24 protein-coding genes are annotated in these 25,787 nt (G+C 62.2%); 10 read left to right on the top strand and 14 right to left on the bottom strand.

Going from position 1 to position 25,787, the window contains the following annotated elements; translation table 11 throughout:
* The first annotated feature begins 196 nt into the window (after window positions 1–196).
* The 4 genes from HEQ22_RS02220 (at window position 197) to HEQ22_RS02205 (ending at window position 5,481) form a co-directional block, all read left to right on the top strand.
* Complete coding sequence (locus tag HEQ22_RS02220; RefSeq protein WP_432769574.1) at window positions 197–2,650, top strand: TonB-dependent receptor; 2,454 nt, start codon at window positions 197–199, stop codon at window positions 2,648–2,650.
* 179 nt (window positions 2,651–2,829) lie between these two features.
* Window positions 2,830–4,002: a phosphotransferase family protein gene (locus tag HEQ22_RS02215; RefSeq protein ID WP_432769573.1), complete on the top strand. Its 1,173-nt coding sequence runs from the start codon at window positions 2,830–2,832 to the stop codon at window positions 4,000–4,002.
* Window positions 3,999–4,517 carry a hypothetical protein gene (locus tag HEQ22_RS02210; RefSeq protein WP_432769572.1) on the top strand — a complete coding sequence of 173 codons (519 nt, stop codon included), beginning with the start codon at window positions 3,999–4,001 and terminating at the stop codon, window positions 4,515–4,517. Before HEQ22_RS02215 ends, HEQ22_RS02210 begins: the two co-directional genes overlap by 4 nt.
* A gap of 37 nt (window positions 4,518–4,554) precedes the next feature.
* The gene (locus tag HEQ22_RS02205; protein WP_432769571.1) at window positions 4,555–5,481 is read left to right on the top strand and encodes a DUF7064 domain-containing protein; all 927 of its coding nucleotides are present in this window, start codon (window positions 4,555–4,557) and stop codon (window positions 5,479–5,481) included.
* A 355-nt stretch (window positions 5,482–5,836) separates the two neighbouring features.
* On the opposite strand, the gene HEQ22_RS02200 is transcribed toward HEQ22_RS02205, so the two are convergent.
* From HEQ22_RS02200 to HEQ22_RS02190, 3 genes are read right to left on the bottom strand one after another with little or no spacing between them, the layout of a single operon-like run.
* Window positions 5,837–6,331: a hypothetical protein gene (locus HEQ22_RS02200; RefSeq protein WP_432769570.1), complete on the bottom strand. Its 495-nt coding sequence runs from the start codon at window positions 6,329–6,331 to the stop codon at window positions 5,837–5,839.
* On the bottom strand, window positions 6,328–6,774 hold the full coding sequence (locus HEQ22_RS02195) for a DUF1810 domain-containing protein (protein WP_432769569.1): 447 nt from the start codon (window positions 6,772–6,774) through the stop codon (window positions 6,328–6,330). Before HEQ22_RS02195 ends, HEQ22_RS02200 begins: the two co-directional genes overlap by 4 nt.
* The gene (locus HEQ22_RS02190) at window positions 6,771–7,388 is read right to left on the bottom strand and encodes an SOS response-associated peptidase (RefSeq protein WP_432769568.1); all 618 of its coding nucleotides are present in this window, start codon (window positions 7,386–7,388) and stop codon (window positions 6,771–6,773) included. The genes HEQ22_RS02195 and HEQ22_RS02190 overlap by 4 nt, the downstream gene beginning before the upstream one ends.
* Window positions 7,389–7,539: 151 nt before the next feature.
* On the opposite strand from HEQ22_RS02190, the gene HEQ22_RS02185 reads away from it, so the two are divergent.
* The 6 genes from HEQ22_RS02185 to HEQ22_RS02160 all read left to right on the top strand — a co-directional run bounded on the left by HEQ22_RS02185 (window position 7,540) and on the right by HEQ22_RS02160 (window position 12,145).
* Window positions 7,540–7,956, top strand: a complete 417-nt coding sequence (locus HEQ22_RS02185) for an SOS response-associated peptidase family protein (RefSeq protein ID WP_432769567.1) — start codon at window positions 7,540–7,542, stop codon at window positions 7,954–7,956.
* Window positions 7,953–8,537: an alpha-ketoglutarate-dependent dioxygenase AlkB gene (locus HEQ22_RS02180; RefSeq protein WP_432769566.1), complete on the top strand. Its 585-nt coding sequence runs from the start codon at window positions 7,953–7,955 to the stop codon at window positions 8,535–8,537. Before HEQ22_RS02185 ends, HEQ22_RS02180 begins: the two co-directional genes overlap by 4 nt.
* Before the next feature lie 10 nt (window positions 8,538–8,547).
* The gene (locus HEQ22_RS02175) at window positions 8,548–9,489 is read left to right on the top strand and encodes an endonuclease/exonuclease/phosphatase family protein (protein WP_432769565.1); all 942 of its coding nucleotides are present in this window, start codon (window positions 8,548–8,550) and stop codon (window positions 9,487–9,489) included.
* A gap of 85 nt (window positions 9,490–9,574) precedes the next feature.
* Window positions 9,575–9,955 (top strand): antitoxin Xre-like helix-turn-helix domain-containing protein, encoded by a 381-nt coding sequence (locus HEQ22_RS02170; protein WP_432769564.1) that lies wholly within the window; start codon window positions 9,575–9,577, stop codon window positions 9,953–9,955.
* 4 nt (window positions 9,956–9,959) lie between these two features.
* Window positions 9,960–10,643: an RES family NAD+ phosphorylase gene (locus HEQ22_RS02165; RefSeq protein ID WP_432769563.1), complete on the top strand. Its 684-nt coding sequence runs from the start codon at window positions 9,960–9,962 to the stop codon at window positions 10,641–10,643.
* Window positions 10,644–11,179: 536 nt separating this feature from the next.
* Complete coding sequence (locus tag HEQ22_RS02160) at window positions 11,180–12,145, top strand: NAD(P)-dependent oxidoreductase (protein WP_432769562.1); 966 nt, start codon at window positions 11,180–11,182, stop codon at window positions 12,143–12,145.
* Between the two features lie 10 nt (window positions 12,146–12,155).
* On the opposite strand, the gene HEQ22_RS02155 is transcribed toward HEQ22_RS02160, so the two are convergent.
* The 11 genes from HEQ22_RS02155 to HEQ22_RS02105 form a co-directional block, all read right to left on the bottom strand.
* A complete protein-coding gene (locus HEQ22_RS02155) occupies window positions 12,156–12,491 on the bottom strand; it encodes a DMT family transporter (protein WP_432770924.1) in 336 nt (111 codons plus the stop codon).
* Window positions 12,492–12,540: 49 nt separating this feature from the next.
* Entirely contained in the window at window positions 12,541–13,782 is a 1,242-nt protein-coding gene (locus tag HEQ22_RS02150; RefSeq protein WP_432769561.1) for an MFS transporter, read from the bottom strand.
* Window positions 13,779–14,510, bottom strand: coding sequence for an EthD domain-containing protein (locus HEQ22_RS02145; protein ID WP_432769560.1), 732 nt, complete (start codon window positions 14,508–14,510; stop codon window positions 13,779–13,781). Before HEQ22_RS02145 ends, HEQ22_RS02150 begins: the two co-directional genes overlap by 4 nt.
* Window positions 14,498–15,631 carry an SDR family NAD(P)-dependent oxidoreductase gene (locus HEQ22_RS02140; RefSeq protein ID WP_432769559.1) on the bottom strand — a complete coding sequence of 378 codons (1,134 nt, stop codon included), beginning with the start codon at window positions 15,629–15,631 and terminating at the stop codon, window positions 14,498–14,500. Before HEQ22_RS02140 ends, HEQ22_RS02145 begins: the two co-directional genes overlap by 13 nt.
* A gap of 3 nt (window positions 15,632–15,634) precedes the next feature.
* Entirely contained in the window at window positions 15,635–17,044 is a 1,410-nt protein-coding gene (locus HEQ22_RS02135) for an aldehyde dehydrogenase family protein (protein WP_432769558.1), read from the bottom strand.
* A 16-nt stretch (window positions 17,045–17,060) separates the two neighbouring features.
* Window positions 17,061–20,555 (bottom strand): indolepyruvate ferredoxin oxidoreductase family protein, encoded by a 3,495-nt coding sequence (locus tag HEQ22_RS02130; protein WP_432769557.1) that lies wholly within the window; start codon window positions 20,553–20,555, stop codon window positions 17,061–17,063.
* On the bottom strand, window positions 20,548–21,249 hold the full coding sequence (locus HEQ22_RS02125) for a glutathione S-transferase family protein (RefSeq protein WP_432769556.1): 702 nt from the start codon (window positions 21,247–21,249) through the stop codon (window positions 20,548–20,550). Before HEQ22_RS02125 ends, HEQ22_RS02130 begins: the two co-directional genes overlap by 8 nt.
* On the bottom strand, window positions 21,246–22,655 hold the full coding sequence (locus HEQ22_RS02120; protein WP_432769555.1) for an FAD-binding oxidoreductase: 1,410 nt from the start codon (window positions 22,653–22,655) through the stop codon (window positions 21,246–21,248). The genes HEQ22_RS02125 and HEQ22_RS02120 overlap by 4 nt, the downstream gene beginning before the upstream one ends.
* Window positions 22,652–22,963 (bottom strand): Rieske (2Fe-2S) protein, encoded by a 312-nt coding sequence (locus HEQ22_RS02115; RefSeq protein ID WP_432769554.1) that lies wholly within the window; start codon window positions 22,961–22,963, stop codon window positions 22,652–22,654. The genes HEQ22_RS02120 and HEQ22_RS02115 overlap by 4 nt, the downstream gene beginning before the upstream one ends.
* Window positions 22,964–22,971: 8 nt before the next feature.
* On the bottom strand, window positions 22,972–23,388 hold the full coding sequence (locus HEQ22_RS02110; RefSeq protein WP_432769553.1) for an ester cyclase: 417 nt from the start codon (window positions 23,386–23,388) through the stop codon (window positions 22,972–22,974).
* A 117-nt stretch (window positions 23,389–23,505) separates the two neighbouring features.
* The gene (locus HEQ22_RS02105) at window positions 23,506–25,785 is read right to left on the bottom strand and encodes a TonB-dependent receptor (protein WP_432769552.1); all 2,280 of its coding nucleotides are present in this window, start codon (window positions 25,783–25,785) and stop codon (window positions 23,506–23,508) included.
* Window positions 25,786–25,787: the final 2 nt, after the last annotated feature.

Genomic DNA, 25,787 nt, shown 5'->3' with positions numbered 1-25,787 from the left:
ACGGGCGAAGTGACGATTCCGCCGCCTCGCGAACCATGGACGCACACCGGATTACCTCTTCGAAATTGGCACATTTTCAATGTCTTTTAGGGCCTTTAGTCGTCGCAATCCCAAGATATCGTAAACCACTTGACTAGATAATAGGCAACATGATACCTAAAGGTCATACCAAAAAAACTGGGATGAGGGGATGATCATGAGGAAAAATCACAGGTGGAGTCTGCTGGTTGGCGCTGCAATCGCAGGGCTGGTCTATGGACCGACCGCCCACGCGCAAAATACATCGCCGGAGAATGGTGACATCAGCAGCGACGAGATTGTCGTCACGGCCAACAAGCGCGAGCAAAACCTCAACGACGTCGGGCTGACGATTACCGCCATCGGTGGCGAGGAGCTTAGAGAGCGCGGCATTTCGTCGCTCGAAGACGTCGCGTCCGTCGTTCCGGGACTCGCCTACTCGACGAGCACGGCGAATACGCCCATCTTCACGTTGCGTGGCGTCGGATTCCAGGAAAGTTCGCTCGGCGTCTATCCGGCAGTAAGCGTCTATCTGGACCAGACGCCACTTCCTTTCCCAGTCTTGGCTGCGCACAGCGCCTTCGACCTTGAACGGATCGAGGTTCTGAAGGGTCCGCAAGGCACCCTGTTCGGACAAAACTCGACTGGCGGCGCGATCAACTATATCGCTGCCAAGCCCACCGATACGTGGCAGGCTGGCGGGGACATCAGCTTCGGGCGCTTCAACGCGATCGAAGGGAACGCTTATATCAGTGGCCCGCTTGGTGATCGCGCTGGCGTTCGCCTCGCCATCAACGGACTGAACTCCGATGATTGGCAAAAGAGTCTCACTCGCGACGACACCAATGGGCATCAATCTTACATTGCCGGTCGCCTGCTATTTGAGCTGGAACCGTCCAATACGATCAAATTGCAATTCAATGCCAATGGTTGGATCGACAAGTCTCAGCCGCAGGCCCAGCAATTGATTTCCGTCAATCCGCAGACTCCGACCGGTCTTGAATCGATTGCGAAAATCATCGCGTCACCCTTCGCGCCCGACAATGCTCGCGCGGCTGACTGGACAGGAACCGTAATCGACCCAGCCACCGGCGTCATCCTCACTCCGGAAGCATTTGGTGGAGCGCCCGGCAACGGTATCGGCGGCTACGTTCCAGGAACTGGCCTTCTCGTCGATTTCGAGCCCTTCTCCGATCGTCGTATGTGGCAGATCGCATTGCGCGGCGATATTGAACTGGGCGGTGGCATCACGCTGACGTCGCTGACCTCTTACACGGATTTTGATCAGGAGCAGCGTATCGACCAGGACGGGAACGCACTGGTCACGTTCGACCTGCAAAGGGCGGATGGGTTCATCCGGACGTTCAACCAGGAACTTCGCTTGGCGAACGACCCCGCCTCGCGTTTCCGCTGGCTGCTGGGCGCGAATTATGAAGACAGCACCACCTATGAAGATCAGGCGCTGCGTTATTTCGACAATTCTAGCTACACCAGATCGCTCAATTGGATCAATTTCAGCGGCGTGACCAATCGCCAGGAGATTGAGAACTATGCAGTGTTCGGCAACCTTGAATTTGATGTTTCTGATCAACTGACGGTCAAGGTCGCGTCGCGCTATACCGACAGCACGAATGATTCGACCATCTGTTCCTACACCTCTCCGACGGGTCGCGTGGACACGCTGTTCGGCGGTGCGGGCGTCAACGGCACCTGCTTCACCTTCACGCCGGCGTTTACAAACGGTCCGCCGATCACGGGAACGCTGAGTGAGAACAACATCTCGTGGCGCGTCGGGGTCGACTACAAGGTCAGTAGCGATGTACTTTTGTATGCCAACATATCGCGAGGATACAAAGCCGGCAGTTTTCCAAGTCTGTCCACATCCACCTATCTAGGTTTGTTGCCGGTGACGCAGGAATCTGTGACGGCCTATGAAGCAGGGTTCAAGGCTTCGCTTGCAGATCGGAAAGTGCAGTTCAACGCGGCCGCATTTTACTATGACTACAAGGACAAACAGATACGGGGCAAATTGTTCGATGCCACATTCGGCGGCCTGGATGCCTTGATCAACGTGCCCAAAGCGCGAATCTACGGGCTTGAAGCCGACGTCACGGCGCGGCCGATCGACGGCCTGACAATCAATGCCGCGTTCACCTATCTCAATTCACGCGTCACCGAGGGACCGACCGCGCCCAAGAACTTCAACATCTACGGCATTGCCGATACATTCGAAGGCGATCCGCTGCCATTTACGCCGAAATTCTCTGGTGTGGTCAATGCCGATTACCGCCGGGAGATGGGGAATGGCGGTTCAGGGTTCGTCGGGGTGAGCGCAAACGCCCGGTCGCATTCAGATGCCGCGATCGGCGCTAACCGGATTCCATTTCCCTACTCTACAAACTCGTTTACCCGCCCTGATCTCGCCGGCAATGTTTTCAACATCAAGGGCTATACCACGGTCGATGCCCGCATCGGTTACGAAGCCGCCGACGGAGCATGGAAGGTCATGCTCTGGGGCAAAAACATCTTCGACACCTATTACTGGACCACCGTGATCCCATCCAATGATTCTCAAGGACGCTTTGCCGGAATGCCCGCAACTTACGGGATCACGCTTGGCTTCAAGATCTAGCAATCAAGGCTTTTCGGGACCGGCTTGAGCCTCCCAGCGATCCGCGAACGGAGCCTTTATACTGGAGCCCTCTTCCTCTCGCATCGCAGCGGAGGTGGAGGGCCCCATTTTTCGATAAAGTGGCGCTTGCTGCACTGTTGTCGGCACGGTGAAGATAAAAACTTCGAGAGGACTGTTCCATGCCTGAACTGGAAAGCGACAGCGACGCACCTCCAAACCGTCGCAAGGATTTCGAGGCGCACTTGGTCGCGCTGCTGGATGCTAAACACTCTCGCCAAGGCGAGGGCAGCTACAAGCCTCGTGACGCGCAAGATGTGGCAGAGCGGCTCGGGTATTTGATCGACGCCTATGGTGTGCCGGGCAAGGCACAGAATGTTCGGCGGATGGGCGGAGGCGCTTCAAAAGAGCAGTTCGTGTTCGAGCTCGTAGATGAGACAACTGGACTGGCTGAACGACTTGTTCTGCGCATGGACCCGCTAGAAGGCATCGTTGAAACATGTCGCACCCGCGAGGCACAAGTGATCCGCGCCATTGCGGGCGCGGTGCCAGCGCCCGATGTCGCCTTTGTTGATAGCGACGGTCGCCATATGGGCCAGCCCGCGATGATCACGCGCTTCGTGCGCGGCGACACCAAGCCACGAGACGCCGTTTCCGGTCCGTCGGGCGTTGGCATCATTATCGGGGAGCGCGCTTCCGCAGCCCTGATCCCCCAGTATTTGAACAATCTGGTTGCGATCCACGGCTTCGATTTTTCGGCGGCGGATTTGTCCACCTATGCCGTTCCGCGAGCTGGCACCAAAGACGCAGCGCTCTGGCAGCTCAATCTATGGGTTCGGGTCCTGGAAGACGATCAAATCGAGGCTTCGCCCCTCCTAACCTACGCCGCCTGCTGGCTGCGTGAACACGCACCGGTCTGTGCCGTGCCGGCGTTGCTGCATGGCGACTATCGACTTGGCAATTTCATGTTCGACGAAGACACGCTGGAAATGACCGCCATCTTGGACTGGGAGCTCGCGCACATCGGCGATTTTCATGAGGACGTCGCCTACTCGCTCGAACCTCTGTTTTGCAGCCGTGGTTCCCAAGGCGAACTGCTGATTGGCTCGATGATGCGGGTTGACGCTTTTCTCGACGGCTACACCCGACGGTCGGGCCGCTCGATCGACCGAGCTACGCTCCACTGGTATCAAGTCCTCAACAGCTTCAAATTGTCCGTCATGAATTTCGCCTCAGGGACGCGCGCGGCGCGCGACGGGACCAACCACCAGAGCGCATTTCTGGGCTTCCTGGCCGCCTGCCATGTCGGATTGTCGTGCACGTTGTGCCGACTTCTGGAAGGAGAACAGGCATGACGCCAAGCATTGCAGTGCGACTGGAGAGTGTCCTCCACGGTTTGCGCGACGCCATTATCCCAGCGATCAACCCCGACGAAGCTTTGGCGGTCGAACAGTCTGGCCTCATCGTTGCTCAGCTAACGATGCTGTTGCAGCAACTGCCTTATGCAGACCGCTATCACCGCCTGTGCCGGGACGACGCACGGGCTACCGCCATTGCCATCGGCCAAGACGCTTCCGGTGGTCCGCGTAGCCGATCGGCCGCTGAGGCGCTGCTTGCGCTTTTGAATGACGTCGATGCCGATGAGCCGCATTCGAGCTATCTGGCGCTTGCGGGCGGAATCTCCGCTCTGACCACTGCCGTGTGCGAGGATGCCGATCCTGCTTGGCGCGCCTTTGTCGCTCGCACCGTTTTTGAATTTTCTGTGCGCCAGAATCGCCGCGAGCGTGTCTGGTTCAAAGATTCTGGTTTCGACCCGGCTCCTGGCGAACTTCCCAGTCTTACCGAAATGTGCGCGACAAAATCGCGTTGACGCGACTCTTCCAAGAAACCACCAAAAGGATCACGACGTGGCCGAGCTCAACCAGAATTTTGCGGAATTCCCGACCGAACATGCCTTTCGACACAAAATGGCCCCAGACAGCCGGGAATCTTTGGCACATATGCTGATGATGCCGGAACAAGGAATCGCCGGCTTCATTTATCCTGCGGTCCTAGGCTCAGGCGCGATCAAGGCTCGCGCCTGCTTGTTCGGTCCCGGCCTGCCTGCTCCTGTCATTGAAGAGGTGGAGGGGAAGATCGCGGACGATATGGGATTCGACGGACTCAATTTCGGTCCGCTTTCGATGTCCGTGCGCGAGCCTTACAAGCGCGTCGATCTGGCTTGGGCAGGCGATCGAATCAAATTTAGCGGGCAGTTCGAAGCCACGCATCCCGCTTATCCGTTCAGCATGCACCCAAAGGGTAATCCGCCATACTTCGGCGACAACCGGACGGAGCAGCATGGGCGATTGAGCGCAGACGTTGAAGTGGATGGAAAGAAATTCCATCACGAGGGTCATCTCATTCGAGACCATAGCTGGGGCCCAAGAATCTGGGGACTTAACCAGCATTATAAGTGGATTCACGCGACGACCGGCGACAGTTCCATCCACTTTTTTGAGATGCAGTCGTTTGGGAGGACTGAACTTCGCGGGTTTTTATTCCGCGACGGCCTCATGCGGCACCTCGCCGCTGTCGAATATGATTTTGTCTATGACGACAAGATGATCCAGAAGACCTTCAGTATGAAGGTGACCGACACGGACAACCGCGTGTCGCACGTTGACTACATAATTTTTGCCAGCATCCAGGTCGATCTTGATCCCAAGACCTACATCAACACCGCCGGAGCAACGATCACATTCGATGGCGTCCCCGGAATGGGATGGTGCGAGTTCAGCTGGAACAAAGATTATTTCGATTTTGCCAAATCGTTCGTCACCCGGTTTGGATGACGATCCCGCCGCGCAAATTTACGGCCGAACCCGCGCGTGGAATCTGACAGGCGGTGATGGCCATCGTCAACGTGATTCTTTGGGCGGGCAACCCTCGAAGCGTCATGGACGTGATGGGGCTTCTCGTAGGCGGTTTACTCTTTCAGGTCGCTTCGAGGAAGAGCAACGGACCAGCAACATTATGGACGACCACTAGGAGCGGCCCTTCCCGTTACTTAATCTCGACGATGCATTCGGGGAGGCAACGGCTCCAACGCTTGTAACCTACGGAGACGTTCGCAGCACCCCCGCCGCAAAGGCCAATTCTGGCGAAACCTTGGATAAAGACTGCGGCATTGCGTTCTCGCCCTCAAAGTCAGAAATCCAGGCCGAGTTCCTCAAGTGCGATCGCCTCGAGATCGGGAACGGCGCGCGCGACGACGGCCGCGGAGTCGGCGGCTTGCTCGGGCGGAGCAAGTCCGGGACCGTCCGTGTCGCGCATTTCTTTTAGATAATGTTCGAAACGCGCGATGAAGCGCGGTGACAGCAAAAGACGCTGGGCATGATAGGCGAACCGCGCCGCTTGCAAATGCTCGCTCATCTCCCGGCTAGCGCGCTTCACATGGTCGCCTTCATCATATCCATGCGGATCCTCGCGATATCCCTCGTCGATGACTTGAAGGATAGCGCGCCCGCGCTCCAGGCTGCCCACGATGATCGTATAGGCCTCCCGGCGAAGTTCCCACGAGCGATCGCGCCGATACTTCTTCCGCTCGCTGCGCTGAATCAGCCAAGTCGAGACGACCGACAGCAGGCCGCCAATGAGCGCCCCGCCAAGGCCGATCAGGGCGACTTGAAGTTCGATCGTCATGCGCTTTTGGTGCCTAGCAATGCCCGTTCGAGACGCTCAAGCGTGCGTTGATCTCGCGCGCCCGCGAACCAGCGGTCGAGCGCTGCTCCGAACAGTGGCCTGGGATCGGCGGCCTCGAATAGCGTCAACGACGAGCAAAGCTTCACGGCGTCGACCTCGCCGAAGACCGCGACGGGATCATGACCGATCAAATCCTGAAGTGACGAAACGCATTCAACGTAGCGCGACCCCAGAAGTGGGTGCTTCAGATAAGCCCGCGCCTCTTCAAGACCCGAGATCGCATAACGCTGCGCCGTTGCGCTCCGACCTAGCCCCGCGAGCTGCGGGAAGATGTACCACATCCAGTGCGAACGCTTCGCGCCCCGCCGAATCTCGGCAAGGGCACCCGGATAGATTTGTTCCTGCGCATCGACGAAGCGCTCGAGCCCGTGATCGCCGCTCATAGCGCGAGCGCGCCTTGTGCGGGCAGCTCGCCAAAGACCTGGGTCACCTCAAGGCTCCCCTCGGGCAACCACTTCAATATGTCGGCGGCGTGTACGCGCGGATCGAGCCAGGATGCCCATTGCTCCCGCGCGAGCGGGATGATCTGGCGATGATGATAGGGTGCGATATCTGGGCCTGCGTCCATCGTTAGCAGGCTGAAGGACTCGCCGACATGGCTGTCGCGCCAGATACCCGCCATGCAGAACCAACGGTGATCCTTCATCGTGAAGAGCCATTTATCGAGGCGCTTCTGTGCCTTGTCCGTCGGATCGGTGAATTCATAAAACCCGTCGCAGAGGACGAGGCACCGCTGCGATCCGAGGTCGCGGCGCTCCGAGCGAACATTGTACACCGGCTTGCCGCCCTGCCCGGGCCAGCTCCAGCGCCGGTTGACGAGCTCGCCGACCGACGCGCCATCGCTTGCCTTCACGATCGGAGCCTTGTCGGTGATTCGCACATCCTCACGCGCCGGCACGTTGGGAGTGCCCTCGGGCATACCGATCTTGATCTGGAGGTCGTCGAAATCCTCGGCGATCGAAGCGATATCGACTTCCAGCCTGTAATCATTACACATTCGCGAGCATCCCCTTGCCCTTGCGACTCATCCTCGTTCCCATTATGTTCCACATATGGGTATGGCGCCAACCCCTTTCGATCCCGATGCCCCGGACGGGGGACGCCGTGCGCTCATAAGGCGCAATCCCGAGGATGAAAATGAGATCGAGATGGTCGAGGCGGTCTGGGGAAGCGATCCGCGCTTCTCGGACGGCATCAACTATCGCTTCGTCCGATCGGTGGGCCGCGCCTTTCCCAAGCGCCGTTGCCTGATCCCGGCGTCCGAGTTTCGCATGGGCACCGGCGATCACCGCTACCGGGTGACGCTCGACAGCGGCAATTTCTTCTATCTCGCCGCCATCTGGGATCCGCCGCTCGCAGACTGGCCGCTCTCCTACCGCATCCTCACGATCCCGGCGGGCGCGGACGTCATCCCCTATCAATCGCGCCACGGCGTCATCGTCCATCGCCGCGATGTCATGCACTGGCTCGACGGCACGCTGCCGAACGAGACATTGTTCGAGGAGCTGCCGCGCCACACGCTCTTCGTCGAGCCGTTGCGGGCCCAAGCCGCGCTGCCGCTGTGAGCCAGGGCGCAGCGGCGCGCCGCGCCGCGCAACCGGACCTCTTCGCCCCGCCTTTCCTTCCCGGCCTCACCTATGGCGAGGATGTCGTCACGCCCGCCGAAGAAGCGGAGTTGATTGATCGCATCAAAGCCGCTCGTCTCGCCCCCTTCCAGTTCCAGCAATGGGAAGGGAAAAGGCTGACCCGGTCGTTCGGCTGGACCTATGATTTCCAGACGGGTCGCTTTGCGCCCGGCGAACCGCTCCCGATCTGGCTCGAAGGTACCCGCGCCCGCGCCGCCCAGTTCGCCGGCATCGACACATCAGCGCTCGAGCAGGCGATGCTCATCCAATATGGCGCCGGAGCCGGCATCGGCTGGCACAAGGACCGGCCGGTCTTCAAGCATGTCATCGGTATTTCGCTGGGGGCATCCGCCACCATGCGCTTCCGGCGGCGCAAGGACACCTGCTTCGAGCGCGCGAGCTCCGAGCTCGCCGCGCGGTCGATCTATCATATGGACGGCGAGGTCCGTAACGACTGGGAGCATAGCATTGCCGCGATGGACGAGCCGCGGTGGTCGGTCACTTTCAGAAGCCTGCGCTGAGCTACGGCGCATGACAATTGATGTTGAAGAGCGATCGGCGCACAAGCGCCTGATGCTCAAATATATTGTCGCTCCGCTCGCGCTGCTTCTCGCCGCTGGCTGCACTCCGCAAATCATCCCGGCATCGCCTGAGCCCGCAGAGCGCCCGCTCAAGATCGCGAGCTGGAACGTCGAATTCCTCGCCGCAAAGGACGGCACGGGATGCGAGGTTCGGGCGCCCGAGGATTATGCCGCCATGCGGCGGATCGCCGACGGCCTCGACGCCGATGTCATTGCCTTCCAGGAGGCAGAGAATGTTGCCGCGGCAAGCCGTGTCTTCGATCCGGCGCGCTATGCGATCGTCATGGAAGAGCGTGCAGGCGCCCCGAGCGGCACCTGCGGCGGCAAGCATCCTGAAGCGCAGGTCATACGCCAGGCGGTCGGGTTCGCAGTCCGCAAGGGCATCGACTTCGAGCGCCACCCCGATGTCATCTCGTTGATGCTCGGCAACCCCCAGCTCCGCTCGGGCGTCGACATCACGCTTCGGCCGAAGGGCAAGGCGGCGATCCGCCTGCTCGGCATCCATCTCAAATCTGGCTGCTTCGCCGGGAGCGAAGCCAAGGCCTGCCCGGTATTGCTCGATCAGATCCCGGCGCTCGAAGCCTGGATCGATGCGGCCGCACGCGGCCCCGACCGGTTCGTAGTGCTGGGCGACTGGAACCGGCGCCTCGCCCTTCCCGGCGACACCGTCTGGCAGGATATCGACGATGCGGAGCCGGCATATGCCGACCTCCATCTGGCCGATGAAGGCAAGGCGCCCGGCTGCGACCCACGCTACGACAGCTTCATCGACCATATCGTGCTCGACAAGCGCGCGGCCGCCGATCTCAGCGCCTTCTCAGAGACACGCTATGCGTTCGGCGAGAAGCATTATTCCGACCATTGCCCCGTCGCCGTGACGTTCCGTCGCTGAGCGAACTCGAAACGACGTTTCTTTTCGGAACTAAACTTGATATTAGTCCATTTAAGGAACATATTGCGTTTCGAAGGAGGCCATTATGGCGACGGCGGCAAAAGCACTGGATCGCAAGGAGCTGACAGGGCCTGCGCTCCGCACATTCTTCAACATCGCCGAGGCATGGGATCTCAGCGAGGTTGAACAGATGCGTCTTCTCGGTCTCGACAGCCGTTCGACCTTTCACAACTGGAAGCGCGGCGATGTCGCGGCGCTGAGCAAGGACGCGCTCGAGCGCATTTCCTATGTGATGGGCATCTACAAGGGGCTCCAGATCCTCGTGCCCAAGACCGCCGACGAATGGGTGCGCAAGCCGAACAGGGCGAACCTCTTTGGCGGCAAGCCCGCGATCGATCGCATGGCATCGGGCAATGTCGCCGATCTCTATGTCGTTCGCCAATATATCGACGGCCAGCGCGGCTGATCCCTTGGACATCCCCGTTACCGCCACGAGCTGGGCGCCCTGCTATCGCATCATCCCGAGCCGCTTCCCGCCCGTCGGCCTGTTCGACAGGGTCGCCGAGCCGGCCGACCTCGAGGCGGTGTTCCTGATCGAGGCGATGACCAACGACCGCCTCCGCGACGAGGCGGGCGATCTTTCGCTCGTCCCGCCCGAAGACCGCGTCGCCGGGCCCGGCACGACACCGATCATGGCGGCCTTCACCCATCTCAACACCGAAGGCAGCCGCTTTACGGACGGCAGCTTCGGCGTCTTCTACGCCGGGCTGACGATCGAAACGGCGATCGCCGAGACCAAGCACCACCGTGTCCGCTTCCTCGCAGCGACCGAAGAGCCCGCGCAGGAGATCGACATGCGCGTTTACGCCACCGATCTCACCGCCGACCTCCACGACATCCGCGGCCACAAAAACAGCCATGCCCACCTGTACGACCCTGACAGCTATGCGCATTCACAGGGGCTCGCGGCCGAGCTGCGCGAGGCCGGGTCCGATGGCATCCGCTACCGAAGCGTCCGCCACGAAGGCGGCGAATGCGCCGCCGCATTCCGGCCGCGCCTCCTCGCGAACTGCCGGCAGGAACGACATCTTTGCTATGTCTGGGACGGGGAGACGATCGACACGGTCTACGAGAAGAAAAATTTCGAGGGCTGAGCAATAGCAGGCAACCAATCAGCGATCCCGGACGTTTCACTTACCTGTCCAGACGAAAGAATGGCAGAATTTGATCGCATCTTCGGATGTAATCTAGGGAAGCCCCGCTACAGCGATGTAGCGGGGCTTACCACATCCCCCTCCCCACCTCCGAAGTCGCTGGCCCGCAGGGCCCGAACAAAAGCGCTCTTGGCGAGCCCGCAGCGGGGTGGCGTGCGATGCGCGCCAGTGCCTAGCCGCCACGCCGCAAGGAAAGCGAGCCGAGTGCGCCGCGCGGCCCGGCATCAGCGCGGCCCCTGGCCGAGCCTGCGAGGTCAGAGTGCGCCCGATTGTATGCCGCGCTCGATTTGCGATCTCTGGCCGAATGCGGACTTGCCGCTCTTGGGTGAGCCATGTGCCAAAAATGCGGTCCCTATTATGTTTCCAAACGCGACATGCCGCGCCAGATCGTGCCAAAATCGTTGCCACCGCTTGCGTTTCCCCCCGCCCTTCGGCCTGATTGCTTAGCTTGCAATCACCGAGGGAACGGCCGTCAGATGCGTATTCAGAAAATCGTTATAGCCGGCCCGCCCAGTGCGGAGGCCTTCCTGAAAAAGCTCGCATCAGCGATTGCATCGGACGAAGTCGATATCGATTTGCAGTTGGGGCTCGCCGCGCCAGCCGACACTCCTTGCTGGAGCGAAACGCAGATTTTTGTCTCATTCGGGGTGCCATGCAGTGGGGCCGACATGGATGCGGCACCTGGGCTCAAGGCGATCATAACCCCTTCGCTCGGATATGAGGGCATCGATGTCGATGCAGCCCAAGGCCGGGGGATCGCTTTCGCCAACGGCCGTGTCGCCGAGAATTTCGAGTCGGTCGCTGAGGCGGCCATGCTTCTCATGCTGACCGCCCTGTACCGGCTGCGCGATGCGGAAGAGCGACTGCGCCGGGGCGACGCCCGCTCGGGACCGCCGCGGGCGCGCATGCTCAAGGGCAAGACCATTGGAATCATCGGCTACGGCAATATTGCCAAGGCTTTGATCAAGCGCCTCGACGGGTGGGACACGCGCGTCCTTGTCAGCAATCGCTCCAAGCTTCCTTCCTCGCCCGGATTTGCGCAGTGCGACCTCGATACGCTCATCGCCGCAAGCGACATCGTCCTGCCGCTCGTCCCGCTTACGCCGGAAACCGACAAGCTACTCTCGCGATCGAGGCTTCTCGCAATGAAGCCCGGAACAATCCTGATCAATCTTTCTCGAGGCGCTATCATCGACGAAGCCGCGCTCACCGATCCCGAGGTCATCGAGCATCTTGGCACGATCGCGCTCGACGTCTTCAAGACCGAGCCGCTTCCCCTCGACAATCCGCTCCGCGACCTTCCAGATCATATCCTGACCAACCACGAGATTTCGCACACCCAGGAAAATCTGGGCGCCCTCTTCGCGGTCGCGGTCGAGAATATCGAGGCGGCGATTGCCGGCGCACCGTTGCCGACGGCTTTTCCGGCGTCAGGCCGATAGCGCCGGCCTCCTAACCACCGACAGCCGGGCGAATGTTCAGCATCAGTGTCCCGACCAGGATCAGACCGATCGCGGCAAGCGCCCAGGCGTCGAGCTTCTGATCATATACGATCCAGGCGATCGCCGTGACCAGAACAATCCCGATACCGCACCAGATGGCATAGGCGACGCCCACCGGGATCGTGCGGAGCGCCATCGACAGACAGTAGAAGGCGAGGCCGTAGCCGAGGATCACAACCACCGATGGCAGCGGGCGCGTGAAGCCGTCCGCCATCTTCAGGAAAGAAGTCGCGAGAACCTCACACAGGATCGCAAGCGCGAGCCAGCCGGGGCCGCCAAGCGACATCAAGGCGCCAGCTTACTCGAGAAACATGCCCGATGTCCGAAGTTGCTCATCATAGAGGGGTTGATGACATGGACGGCTCCGCCGGACAATCGATTGTCGGCAGATGCTCTGCGCGAAGGCCGAGCATCAACAGCGCCGCGCCGCCGACGAGCGACGCGCTGGCCGTCAACGCGAGACCATAATCGCCGTTTGCGTCGCGCATCAGCCCCAGCGCGAACGGACTTAATCCATAGCCAAGCGCAAAGACGCTATATTGCCACCCGTAGATCGCGCCATATTGCCGCTGCCCGAAGTGGAGCGCGGTTAGATAAGCGAGCAGGTCGATTTCGGCGCCCGCTGCCATTCCGAGCAAAATGGCCGCGACGGCGCCCATCGCGAGCCCGTCGAGCAGCAAAAGGCCGATCCCCAAGGCGGCGAGGGCGAGTACGGCGAGCGAGACGAGTGCGGCTGGAAAGCGGTCGAGGAGCAGGCCGATACCAAGCCGGCCGACAACGCTCGACAATCCAACGAGCGAAGCCGTTCCGGCGGCCGCCAGAGGCTCGGCGCCAAGATCGCGGAACAAGGGCACGAGGTGAACGACCACCCCGCCCAGGCCGGCCGCCATGGCGAACGAGATGATGGTAAGCAGCCAGAAGCGCCCGGTTCGTCGCGCCTCGGCCGCAGTCATTCCGGCCAATGGCACAGCGGTCGCGCGGGGCTTTCGTCCTTGCGGGACGCTTCGAAACCCGAACCAGACGATTGGCGCGGTGGCGATCGCGATTCCGGCAAGCGCCAGATAGGCCGCGCGCCAACCTGCCGCTTCGGTCACCATTGCCACCATCTGCGGAACCCAGAAGCCCGCCAGCCCCGCCCCTGTCAGGGCAATCCCGAGCGCCAAACCGCGCTGCCGTTCGAAAGCCGCGGCAATGGGCCGGATGAGTACGATCGGCGTTGATCCTACCCCGAGCAACGCGATCACAACGTAGAGCGCCCAGAACAGTTCGACGCTGCCGGCTGTTGCGACAAGCACGACCACGCCCAATGCATAAGCGACGAGGCTGGCCGCACCGACATTTGCCGCGCCGTACCGGTCGCACAAACGGCCCGCCGACGCGCCCGAGACGAAGACTGCAAGCGTCATCAACGTCACCGCTAACGATATATCGCCGCGGCTCCAGCCAAATTCGGCCTGCAGCGACGGAATGAAGCTGCCGAGGCTGTAGAAGAGAGTCGCGGTCATTCCCGCCGACAGTCCGATCGCGGCGCTGGCGAGCAGGAATGCCTTGCCGCCGAACTCGCCAGGCAAACTCATGGGGCGGCCAACAACCCGTAAACCGCCCGGACCACCGCATCGCTCAGCTGATTGTCCGCCCCTGCCTCCTCGATCGTCCGCACTGCATCAAGTCCGCGTAGCCCGACCGGCGTCGGCTTGCCACCCGCGACCATCACATGTTGTTCGTTGAGCAGATAAGCAGCGGCCGGCAGCTTTTCCGCAGCCGTGACCGCACTTGCGCGATCGGGCCAGACGCCGTGGAGCAGCGATGCGAAAACCCGGCCGCTGGTGTCCGTCTGATTCCAGCCCGACGGATCGCCTCCCGTCAGATCATGGACAGCCAGATAGAGCGGCGCTTCGCCGAGCGACGCGACGATCGCGCCGACGTCGGCGCCCGTCTCGACGACCAGAAACATCGTGTGCCCCGCCGCGCCGACGTTGCCGACAACCGTCTGCGAAGCCCCCTCGCCCAGATTGTAGAGAAGCGCCCGGCGGAAGACATTTTGCTCGTCACGGTGGATATGCTGGGTCACCTCGCTGTGGATGAGCCCCGCGCGATCCTCCTCCGAACGATAGGTCACGATCGCGATGCCCTCGAACGGTTCGGTGGCGGGATTGAGCGGCGTCACATGATGCTGCGTGTAACAATCGAAGCCGGGAATACGCGCTGCCATCACCCCATGCACATCACGCCAGTAGCGGGTGAAGAGCGAGCGCGAGATATCGGGGCGCCGCTCGATCAGCGCGATAGTGGTCACGCCGCCCATAAGGCCCCCTCGACCGGAAGGATCGATCCGGAGACATAGGCGCCTGCCCGCGAGGCGAGAAAAATGACCGCGCCGCCAATGTCGGCCTCGCTGCCGAGCCGCTCGGCTGGAATTCCCTCGATCATCTGTTCCTTCAGGCCGGGCACGGCGGTGAAGAAACCATCGGTCATGTCGCTCGGAAAGAATCCAGGCGCCACCGCGTTCACATTGATCCGCTGGCGCGTGAGATCCGAAGCGAGCGCGCGCGTGAGCTGATGGAGGCCGCCCTTGGCAGCGCTATAGGCATAGGCGCTGCTGCTTTTTGCCCAAAGCCCAGCGATCGATCCGATATTGATCACCCGCGCGGGGTCGCCGTCACGCGCGGCTGCGGTCAACTGCGGCAACAGCCCTTGGACGAGGAAGAAGGGCGCGCGAAGATTGACGCCCAGTTCGCGGTCCCATTGCGCGGGCGTGATCGCGTCGATCGGCGCCGCGGTGAAGGTTCCGGCATTGTTGACGAGGATGTGCACGTCGCTCGCCTCGGCGGCGATCGCGGCGACTGCCTCGTCTATTCCCTCGCTCGTCGACAGGTCATGCGCAAGCAGGGTGCAGGAACCGTCGGCATCCAGGGCTTGCGCAAATGCCCTGTTCTCGGGCGATCCGCGCGCTACGATCAGCACGCGCGCGCCCGCTGCCAGCAGCGACCGGCTGATCATCGCGCCGACGCCCTTCGCACCGCCTGTGACGACGGCGGTCTTGCCCGACAGATCGAACAGGCCCTGCCCCGACGCCACAACGGGCGAAGGGTTGGTGACGAACGACTGGCAATTTTCGAGGTCGACGAAATTGGCTTCATCGGGTTGCACGTCCGCCATATAAGCGGGCTCGGCGAACGCTTGCCGCATCGCCGCTTCGCTCCGGAAATCGAGCACCGCGACGCCGTCATAGTCGCCCGAGACGCCGAACAGCTTTGCGACCGAACTGTCGCGATCGGCGAGGACATGCTGGGTGTAGCTTCTAAGATGCCGCGTGAAATCGCTGCACGAACGAAGCAGCGGGCCGTGTCTATCCTGCCAATGCCGCGTGAAATCTTCGGGGCTGAGGCCGGGCTTGCGCTTGATGCAGACGATGAGCGTCGTCATGCCTCAGGCCGCCGGCTTCGCAACGTTGATCGTCTGGAGCGCCAGATAGGGATAGAGACCCTCGACGCCGCCCTCGACGCCGAAACCCGATTGTTTGTTTGCGGGGAACGGCACCTGCGGGTCTAGCGCGCAATGCTGGTTGACCCAGACGCTGCCGCTTTCGAGCCGCGCCGCGACTTTGGTGGCGGCTGCGACATCGCTACCCCAGACCGAGCCGCCGAGCGCGAAAGGCGAGGCGTTCGCCCGCGCCACGGCGTCATCGACATCGCTGTAGCGGATGATGGGGAGGATCGGACCGAACGGCTCCTCGTCGACGATCGCCGATCCTTCTGCTACATCGCGCACCACGGTCAGCGGCACGAAAAAGCCCGGCCCTCCCGCGACTTCCCCCCCCGCCAGGATCTTGCCCGCCTTGCGGGCCTCGGCAAGATAGTGGAGCACCTTCTCATATTGCGCCTTGTTCTGCACCGGTCCGAACTCGGCCGCCGCATCGCTCCCGGGCGCGAGTTTGGCGGACGACGCCAGGCCCGCGATCGCGTCGCACATAGCGTCATAGAGGCTGTCGTGGACATAGAGCCGCTTGATCACCGCGCAGACCTGCCCCGAATTGAAGAAGGCGAAGGCGAAGATCGCGGGGGCGATCGCCGCCACATTGGCATCGGGCAGCACGATCGCCGCGTCGTTCCCGCCGAGTTCCAGCGTCACGCGCTTCAGCGTCGGCGCGGCGGAGGCCATGATCTTGCGTCCTGTCTCGGTCGAGCCGGTGAAGGTAATCTTCGCGACATCCTCGTGCGCGACGAGCAAGGCGCCGGCATCGTTGCCGCCCGACAGGATGTTGACGACGCCCGGCGGCACGACCTCGGCCCATAGCTCGCCAAGGCGCAGCGTCGTGAGCGGTGTCGTCGGCGCGGTCTTGACGACGATCGTGTTGCCGGCGGCGAGCGCGGGCGCGATCTTGTTGGCGGCGATGAAGACGGGCGCGTTCCAAGGCACGATCGCGCCGACGACGCCGAGCGGCTTTCGATGCAGTTCGACCCGGCGCGTATCATCCTCGACGATCAGCTCGGGCTGAACATCGAGCCCGGCATAATAGGTGAGATAGCCGGTCGCGAGATGGAGGATTTCGAACTGAGCGAGCCCCATCGGACGGCCGGTTTCCTGAACGAGCAACGCGCAAAGCTCTTCGGCATTTTCCGTGACCTTGCCGGCCATTGCGCGCAGAACGTCACCGCGCGCGCCGGGCATGAGATCGCGCCAGGCAGGAAAGGCCGCCTTGGCGGCGGCAACCGCGCGTTCGACGTCGGCCGCATCCGCATCGGGAACCTGGGTAAAGGCAGTGCCGGTGCACGGATCGAAGACGTCGAGCGTCCGGCTCCCCTCCACAAGTTCTCCGCCAATCAGCATCCGGACCATGTCACTCTCCTCATTCTCAGGCGGTCAGAGCCACCCGATTATCGTCATTGTTCGTTTCGGGCGCCGCCGCGGCATTGCGGAACCGCTCGGCCACGCTCGCCTCGAGTGCGCGCACGCGGTCGACCGCGGCTTCCTTGACATGGCCATAGCCACGGATCTGCGCCGGCAGGCTTGCCGCTTCGACCGCGAACTTGTGGTTGGACGCGTTGAGCACCGCAATCATGCCGCGCAGCCTGGCTTCATATTCGTCGATCAGCGCGCGCTCCATCTTCCGCTCGGCCGTGTAGCCGAAAGGATCGAGCGCCGTGCCGCGCAGTCTCTTGCCCTTGGCAAGCCACGGAAACATCTTGCCGACCCAAGGTCCGAACTCGCGCTTCAGCAGATGGCCGGTCTCGGGATCGCGCTTCGAAAAGAGCGGCGGGGCGAGATTATAGCGCAGCTTCGCGCCATCCTCGAACGCAGCCGCAAGCTCGCGCCGGAAGGCGGGATCGGCATGCAGGCGCGCGACCTCATACTCATCCTTATAGGCCATGAGCTTGGCGAAGTTGCGTGCCACCATGACGGCGAGCGCCGTGCTGCCGGGAAGCACCAGTTCCTCGGCGGTAGCGACCGCATCGACGAGCGAGCGATAGCGCGCCGCATAGGCGGCGTCCTGATAGGCGGTGAGCAAGGCCGTGCGGTGCGCGACGATGTCGGCGAGTTCGGTGAGCGGCTGAAAATCCGGCTCGGTCTTGGTCGCAGCGACGGCCGAATTGACCGTATCGGGATCGACCACGAGCAGGCGACCGAGCGCAAAGGCCGACTGGTTAAACGTGATTGCGACGCCGTTGATCTCGACCGCGCGCAAGATCGACGCCGGCGAGACTGGAAGCAATCCGAGCTGCGACGCATAGCCCAGCATGAAGAGATTGGCAGCGATCGTATCGCCGAACAGCGCGAGCCCGAGACCGGTCGCATCGACGCCGTGCAGCTCGGCCGACAGCTTCTGGAGTCGTCCGACAATCAGGCTCTGGTCGAGGATGAGGTCGGGATTGCGCTGAAACGCCGGCGTCGGGGTGATACGCGCATTGACGACGGTCGTCGTTCGCGCGCTCGACAGGGTGACGACAGGCTCTTTGGCCAGCGCCGCTACGGCATCGAAAGCGAGCGCGAGATCGGCTTCGCCGGTGCCGAGCTTTTGCGCTGCAAGATCGCTTGCCACCGCCGCAATGCGGACGTGGCTGTAGACCGCCCCATTTTTCTGGCTGAGCCCCGTCATGTCGAAGACCGAGCAGGCGAGCCCCTCGAGATGCGCCGCCATGCCGAGCAACGCGCCGACGGTCACGACACCGGTGCCGCCGATGCCGGAGACCATGATGTTGAACGCGCCGTTCGAAAGCGCCGCGAGTACGGGTTCGGGAAGATCGGTCTGCGCCTCGCCCGCAAGCGCTGAAACCTTGGGCTTGCGCGGCTCGGCGTCGAGCACGGTGATGAAGCTGGGGCAGAAGCCTTTGACGCAGCTATAGTCCTTGTTGCAGTTCGACTGGTCGATCTGGCGCTTGCGACCAAGCTCGCTCTCCTTGGGCCAGACGCTCACGCAATTCGACTGGACCGAACAGTCACCGCATCCCTCGCAGACCGCGCTGTTGATGAACATGCGCTTCGCCGGATCGGGGAATTTCCCGCGCTTACGGCGGCGGCGCTTTTCGGCGGCACATGTCTGCTCATAGACGATAACGGTGACGCCCTTCACCTCGCGAAGCTCGCGCTGCAACGCATCGAGTTCATCGCGGTGGTGGACGGTCACGCCCTCGCCGAGGCCGCTGTTCGCGTCGTAGAGGTCGGGGCGGTCGGTGACGACGATGCAGCGCTCGACGCCTTCGGCGAGCACCTGGCGCGTGACGTCGCCGGGTGTCAGCGGCCCGTCGACAGGCTGCCCGCCGGTCATTGCGACAGCATCATTGAAGAGGATCTTGTAGGTCATGTTGACCTTCGCCGCGACTGCGCCGCGGATCGCCAGCAGACCCGAGTGATAATAGGTGCCGTCGCCGATATTCTGAAAGATGTGCTTCGTCTTGGTGAAATAGGCGAGGCTGTACCAATGCGCCCCCTCGCCGCCCATCTGGGTGTTGGGCAACATTTCAGGGCCTGAATACATCGCCATCGCGTGGCATCCGATCCCACCGCCCGCGAGGCTGCCGTCGGGAAAGCGGGTGCTCGTATTGTGGGGGCAGCCCGAACAAAAATAGGGTGCCCGCACAGCGTCGCCAGGCTTCTGGTTCGCGACCTTGGTCATCGCCGTCCGAAGCGCAGAAACGCAGTCCACGATCGCAGGCGGCTCGCTTCCAAGTCGCCGCAGCCGCTCGGCGATCACGAGTGCCAGCTGGAGCGGATCGAGTTGCTCGTCGCTCGGGATCATGAAGGCGCCCGTCTCGTCGGTCTTGCCGACAATCGGCGGCGCCCCGGGCCGGCCGTAGAGGATCGCCTTCGCCTGCGCCTCGGTCAGTCCGTCCTTTTCCTCGATGAACAGGAGTTCGGCCTGACCGGCGGCGAATTCGGCGAGGCCTTCGCGCTCGACGGGATACATGCAGCCGAGCTGATACAGCGAAATGCCGAGCGCCGCCGCTTCGGCATCGTCGAGGCCAAGCAGCTTGAGCGCCTGGCGCGCGTCCTGCACGGCCTTGCCGGTCGCGACGATACCGAGTTTTCGGGCGCCATTGTCGATGAGCACCCGGTCGATGCCGTTTGCGCGCACGAATTTCTCAACCAGCGGCCAGCGGTAGCGCTTGGCGACGATCTCCGACTGGACGCGGTCGAGATGGGTCGGGAAATTGTTAAAGCCGTTGGCCGGTGCGACACCGCGTTCGGGCAGCACGGGTCCATTGTCTGGCCGTGGCAGCTCGACCGTCATCGTCTGCTCAAGCACTTCGTTGCACATTTTGAAGCCGGTGAAGAGCCCGGTGTAGCGCGACATCGCCCAGCCCAGCAGGCCGAATTCGAGCACGTCCTGAACGTTCGACGGTGCGAGGATCGGCATGCCGGCGTGCATCAGCGCGACTTCGCTCTGGTGCGCGACGGTCGAGGATTTTCCGCTATGGTCGTCGCCCGCGACGATCAGCACGCCGCCGTTCGGGTGCGAGCCTGCCATATTGCCATGCTTGAACGGATCGCCCGACCGGTCGACGCCCGGGCCTTTGCCGTACCAGAGCGCGAAGACGCCATCCTTGGTCGCATCGGGGATGCCCGCCAGCATCTGGGTTCCCCAGACCGCGGTCGCCGCGAGATCCTCGTTCACGCCCGGCTGGAACATCACGTCCATGCTCTCGAGCAAATCCTTCGCACGCCACAATTCCTGGTCGTAGCTACCGAGCGGCGATCCGCGATAGCCCGAAATAAACCCGCCGGTGTCGAGCCCGGCGCGCGTGTCGCGTTCCTTTTGCAGCATCGGCAGGCGCACGAGCGCATGCGTGCCTGTCATCAGCACAGTGCCTTCGTCGATCGTATATTTGTCGGTCAGCTTGACGTCACGCATAAGATGGGGGCCTTCGGGATTCGTCCGGGCGATAGGCGGCACCATGGTCCGCCAGATAGGTCACGAAACTGGATTGAAATTCGGTCGTCACGAGCCGGGTGCTCGGCCGTGCACGCATCGCCGCCAGCCAATCGTCGAGACCGCCAATCTCGTCGATGATCGAGCGATCATAAACAAAGCGCGTGACCCGGTCGGCGATGTCGAGATTATAGAAAGCGAAGATATCCACATGCCCCGGTCGGTCCCCGAAGAAAAAGGGCGCGGGCGACAGCAATTGCGACAGCGCGGCGGTGGCACGGTCGAGCATTACGCGAACCGACGCCTCGGTTGTCGGCAGGTTCGTGCCGCCCATGAAGACGCCCGCGAAGAGCTGGCGCGCCTGAGCTTCGACATAGAGCTGGATGATGTTGATCGTCTGCCGCGCGCGCGCGCGGGCAAAGGCGGCCTCGGGACGAAGCGGCATTTCCGGAAAGACATCGTCGAGATAATCGAGGATGGCGACCGTCTCGGTAAGACTGCCCTCGCCGGTGTCGAGGACCGGTATCTTCCCGAGCGGGCTTAGCTCGCGAAACGCGGCGTCCTGTGACGAGCGCGTCGCAACAAATTCGAACGGCAGCTCCTTTTCGAGAAGAGCGGCGCGTACGATGTTCACATAATTGCTAACCGGATAGCCGAGGAGGCGCAGCTTGGTCATGGATGCACATCCAGAACCTTGCCCGGGTTCAGGATATTCCCCGGGTCGAGAAGCTGCTTGAGTTCGGCCATGAGCCCGCGCTCGGCCGCCGAGCGCGATACGTCGAGCCACGGTTTCTTCTCCAGGCCGATGCCATGTTCGGCCGAGATCGATCCGCCGATCGGGCGCAGCGGTTCGTAAACGCACGCCTCGACGCCGTGCCGATCGCCCGCGCCGCCCGCGCCGATCGCAACATGAAGATTGCCGTCGCCCATGTGCCCGAGGAAAGCGATCTTGCCCTCGGGCCACCGACCCTTGAGCCGCGACGTGACCGCCGCGATATAGTCCTGCATATCGCCGACGGGGAGCGACACATCGAACGCATAGAAAGGCTGAAACTCGCGCACCACATGCTCGAGATCCTCGCGGATTTCCCATATCTGCTGGCGCTGCGCTTCGGAACTGGCGAGGACGGCTTCGTCAAAATAGCCGCGCTCGCCGGCTTCGCCGAGTATCGTCTCAAACAGCTCGGTGTCGCGCTCCTGTTGCGATCCGAGCATCTCGATGATCGCATAATAGGGTTGGTCGTCGGCCAGCGGCGGTGCATGTTTTCCCGCCCCGGTGTTGACCTTGTAAAAACTGTTGTCGATCAACTCGAACGCGCTCAGCAACCCGCCGAACCCCTGGTCGACGAACCGCAGCAACTTGACCATCTGGTCGAACGTCGCTGCGCAGACGATCGCGGTGTTGGAACTCGTCGGACGCTCGCGAAGGCGCAGAACCAGCCGCGTGATGACGCCGAGCGTTCCTTCGGAACCGATGAACAGCTGCTTGAGATCATAGCCGGTGTTATTCTTGATCATCTGGTTCAGCGACGAAATGACCCGGCCATCGGCGAGCACGGCTTCGACGCCGAGCACCTGTTCCCGCATCATCCCATAGCGGATAACACGCATGCCGCCGGCGTTGGTCGAGGCATTGCCGCCGAGCTGACACGATCCGCGTCCCCCAAGGTCGAGGGGAAAGGTCAGCCCATGCTGCGCCAGCTCGGTTTCGAGCGTTTCGAGGACGACACCCGCCTGCACGGTCGCGGTGCGATTGACCGGATCTATCGCCTCGATCACCGACATGCGCTCGAGCGACAGCGCGATTTCGCCCCCACGCGTTTCGGTCGCGCGCACCCAGCCCGACATGCCGCCCTGGACGACGATCGGCTGGCCCGCCTCGTTGCATAGGCGCAGGATCGCCGCGACTTCTTCGGTCGTGCGCGGACGCACGATCGCGTCGGCACCGATCCGGTCCATGAAATAGCCCGGATAGCGCGCCGCGACATCCGCGCCCGTCACGAGCCCCGCGTCGCCGACGATGGCGAGCAACTGGTCGATCAGCGCTGCAGAAACAACAGGAAGGGCGGCGGCTTCGCTCATAGAGTCACGAACACATCGTCGCCGTCGATGCGGACGGGATAGCGTTCGAGGATGATCGAATCATCCTCCTGACAGGCGCCTGATTCGAGGTCGAAGGTCCAGCCGTGCCAGGGGCAGGTCAGGATCGTGCCGTCGACGTCGCCCTCGTGCAAAGGACCTTCGGCGTGCGGGCACTGGCCGTTGGTCGCGATCACCTTGCCGCGGCAGAGAAACAGCGCGACATCCTGCCCGGCCGCTTCGGTCAGAATCGGCTCGCCCGCCTCAACGGCGGCGAGCGACCCGATGCGATATTCCCTATTGTTGGTCATGACCGCCGTCACCGGGGGATGGCTTCGAGCTGCTGGAGCACGGGGATGGCGTCCCAGATGCTCCGCTCGAGGGTGATCTTGCCGTCCTCATTCCATCCCATGACGGTAACGCCGCGCGTCTTGGTCACCTTGCCCTTGGCATCGACGCCCAGAAAATCGCCAGCATGCTTGGTTTCCCAGGTCCATTGAAAGGAGCCAAGGCGGTCGTGGCCGACATAGTCGAAGACGTCGAACCTGTTATAGCTCGCCGTCGGGTCCTCGATGATGAACCCCTCGAAGAAGGAGCGCAGCGCAGGCAGGTCGCTGTTGATCCGGAGGTCGAAATTGACGTCCTCGAACTGGAATTCGGGAGCGTAAAGCGTCATCAGCTCGTCGGTCCCATCGGCAAAAAGCCCGATCCAATATTGCGCCCATTGCTTGTTCATTACGTCTCTCCGTGGCTCGTTCTTGTCCCGCAGCGCCCCGATGGCGCCGCGCTGTCCGACCATCTCAAAAATGTCCGTCCCCGGCAAAGCCTGTCGGGGACGGCAGGACGGGAGAGGTTAGAAGCTGAACCGTCCTTCCACGCCAAGGTGGCGGGTTTCGGCGCGCGACGTGAGCTGGAACACGCCGAGCAGCGGCAGGACGGAGCGGTTATATTTCTCGTTGAAGATATTCTTGCCAAAGATCGAAAGGCTCCAGCTGTCAGCTTTTGCAAGCGTGAGGCGGGCATCGACAAGTTCGACCGGGCTGCGACGCGATCCCGGCGTATTGATGACGTCCCACCAGATCGACCCGATCCGCGTATATTCGACGCGCGGAGTCAGAGTCAGGTCGTTGCCGAAATCGAAATCATGCGTGATGCCCGCATTCAGATTATATTTGGCTGCGTTGGGCGCGCGGTTGCCGACATAGGCGGGGTTCGCGGCGAATGCGCGGACCTTGCCGTCGGTGTAGCCATAGGCGCCGAAGATCTGCGGCCCGCCCGGAATGCGCCAGTTGAAATCGACCTCGAAGCCGCGAAGGCGGACCTTGTCGATCGACGTCGTCGTCTGGAGACCCGCCGACGGGAAGAATTCAAACTGCTGCGCGCCCGACACATTGGTTGTGAAGGCAGCGAGGTTGAGGCTGAGCGAGCGATCGAAGAGACGCAGCTTCGTGCCGACTTCCCACGAGGTCGATTTCTCGGGCTCGAACTGGTCCTGCACGAAAACCTGCGCGCCCGGCGGTGCGACCGCTAGCAACGCCGCGCGGCTGCCGAGTGGGTTGAAGCCGCCGCTCTTGAAGCCCTTGCCATAGCTGGCATAGACACTGCCCGTGCGACCGAGATCATAGGAGATGCTGGCTTTCGGTTCGAATTCCTTGAAAGTCTCCGAGGCTTGGCAATCGGCGAGCGTCGTCCCGGGACCCCGCGCCTGAATGCAGAGATTATAATTGGCCCCGGTGACCGGGTTGATCGCGTCAGGCGCAAGCTCGACGACGCTGCGCTTCTCGATATCGTAGCGGCCCGCCAGATTAAGGTGCAGCGCGTCGGTTATGTCGAACTGGACGCTGGCGAAAGGCGCAAAGCTCTCCGTCTTGTAGGCCTGCCGCGCATAGGAAACGGTCGCGCCGATGATCGCATCGCCCGGCGGATCGATGCCGTCAGACGGCGGGACCACACCAACGAGATCCTGATTGAGTTCGCTGATCTGGCCGCGCCTGAAATTGAGATAATAGAGGCCGACCTGCCAGCGGAAACGCTGACCGCTGGCCGATGTCAGGCGCAGCTCCTGCGAGAAATTCTTGTCGCGATATTTATAGCCCTGCACCGTCGAGCCGGGTGTGCCCGAGTCCGCCAGATACGGCGGCGAGTCCCCGCCGAAGAACTGGTAGAGCTTGTCCGCCGCAGTCACCGAGGTGATCGTCGCCCAGCCCATGTCATAATCGACTTTAAGCGAGCCGGCGACGAGCCATTCGTCGAGCTGCCCGATGACATTGGTCACAAACGGAAGGTCGGTCCGGTCGGCATCGAGCTCGTTCACCGGGATGCCACCGATCGGCAGGCCGACGAACTGCGACTGCAACGCGGTCGATCCCCCCTTCGTGTCATGGCCGCTAAGTTTGAAGTCGACGGTGAGGCCGTCTGCGGGCTCCCAATAGAGCCGCGCCTGACCGAGCACGGTGCGCAGCCGGTACGGCTTTTCACCCGTCGTGATATTGGTGAACGGCCCGTCGGTGTCGCGGAAGGATGCGGCGAGCCCGAAGCCGAGCGTATCGGTCAGCGGACCGCTGACTTCAGCCTGCGCGCGCGCCGTATTCCAGCTGCCATAGCTGGCGAGCACCGAACCGCCGAGTTCTTCGCGCGGCAATTTAGTGGTCACGACAATCGCGCCGGCGGCAGCGTTGCGGCCGTAAATCGCGCTTTGCGGACCCTTCAGCACTTCGATCTGCTGGATGTTGAACAGATCCTGGTTGAACTGCTTGAGGCTCGAGAGCTGCACGCCGTCGATTACCACCGCAACGTTCGGATCGGAGTTGCGGACCGAGGTCTGGCCGCGAATATTGGTAAAGCTGTCGCCGGTCGCCTCGTCGATGAAAGTGACGTTCGGCGTCGAGATCAAATAGTCCTGCGGCCGCACAATACCCTTGGCGGCAATGTCGGCGTCGGTGGTCACCGACACGGCGATCGGCACCTGGCTCAGGTTCTCGTTTCGCTTGGTGGCCGTCACGATGATGTCGGTGGGATCGCTGGTCTCGGCGACGGGCGCCGGTTCGGTCTGCGCCATCGCTGGCGTGGCGGTCAGTGCCATGCCGACGACCCATGCCGCCGACGCACGATAAAGATATCCCCTGATGCGCATAA

It is taken from the genome of Sphingopyxis sp. (genome assembly GCF_050916055.1).
Lineage (GTDB): Bacteria > Pseudomonadota > Alphaproteobacteria > Sphingomonadales > Sphingomonadaceae > Sphingopyxis.
The sequence above is the reverse complement of the archived record's forward strand: the minus strand, read 5'-3'. Positions and strand labels throughout refer to the sequence as shown.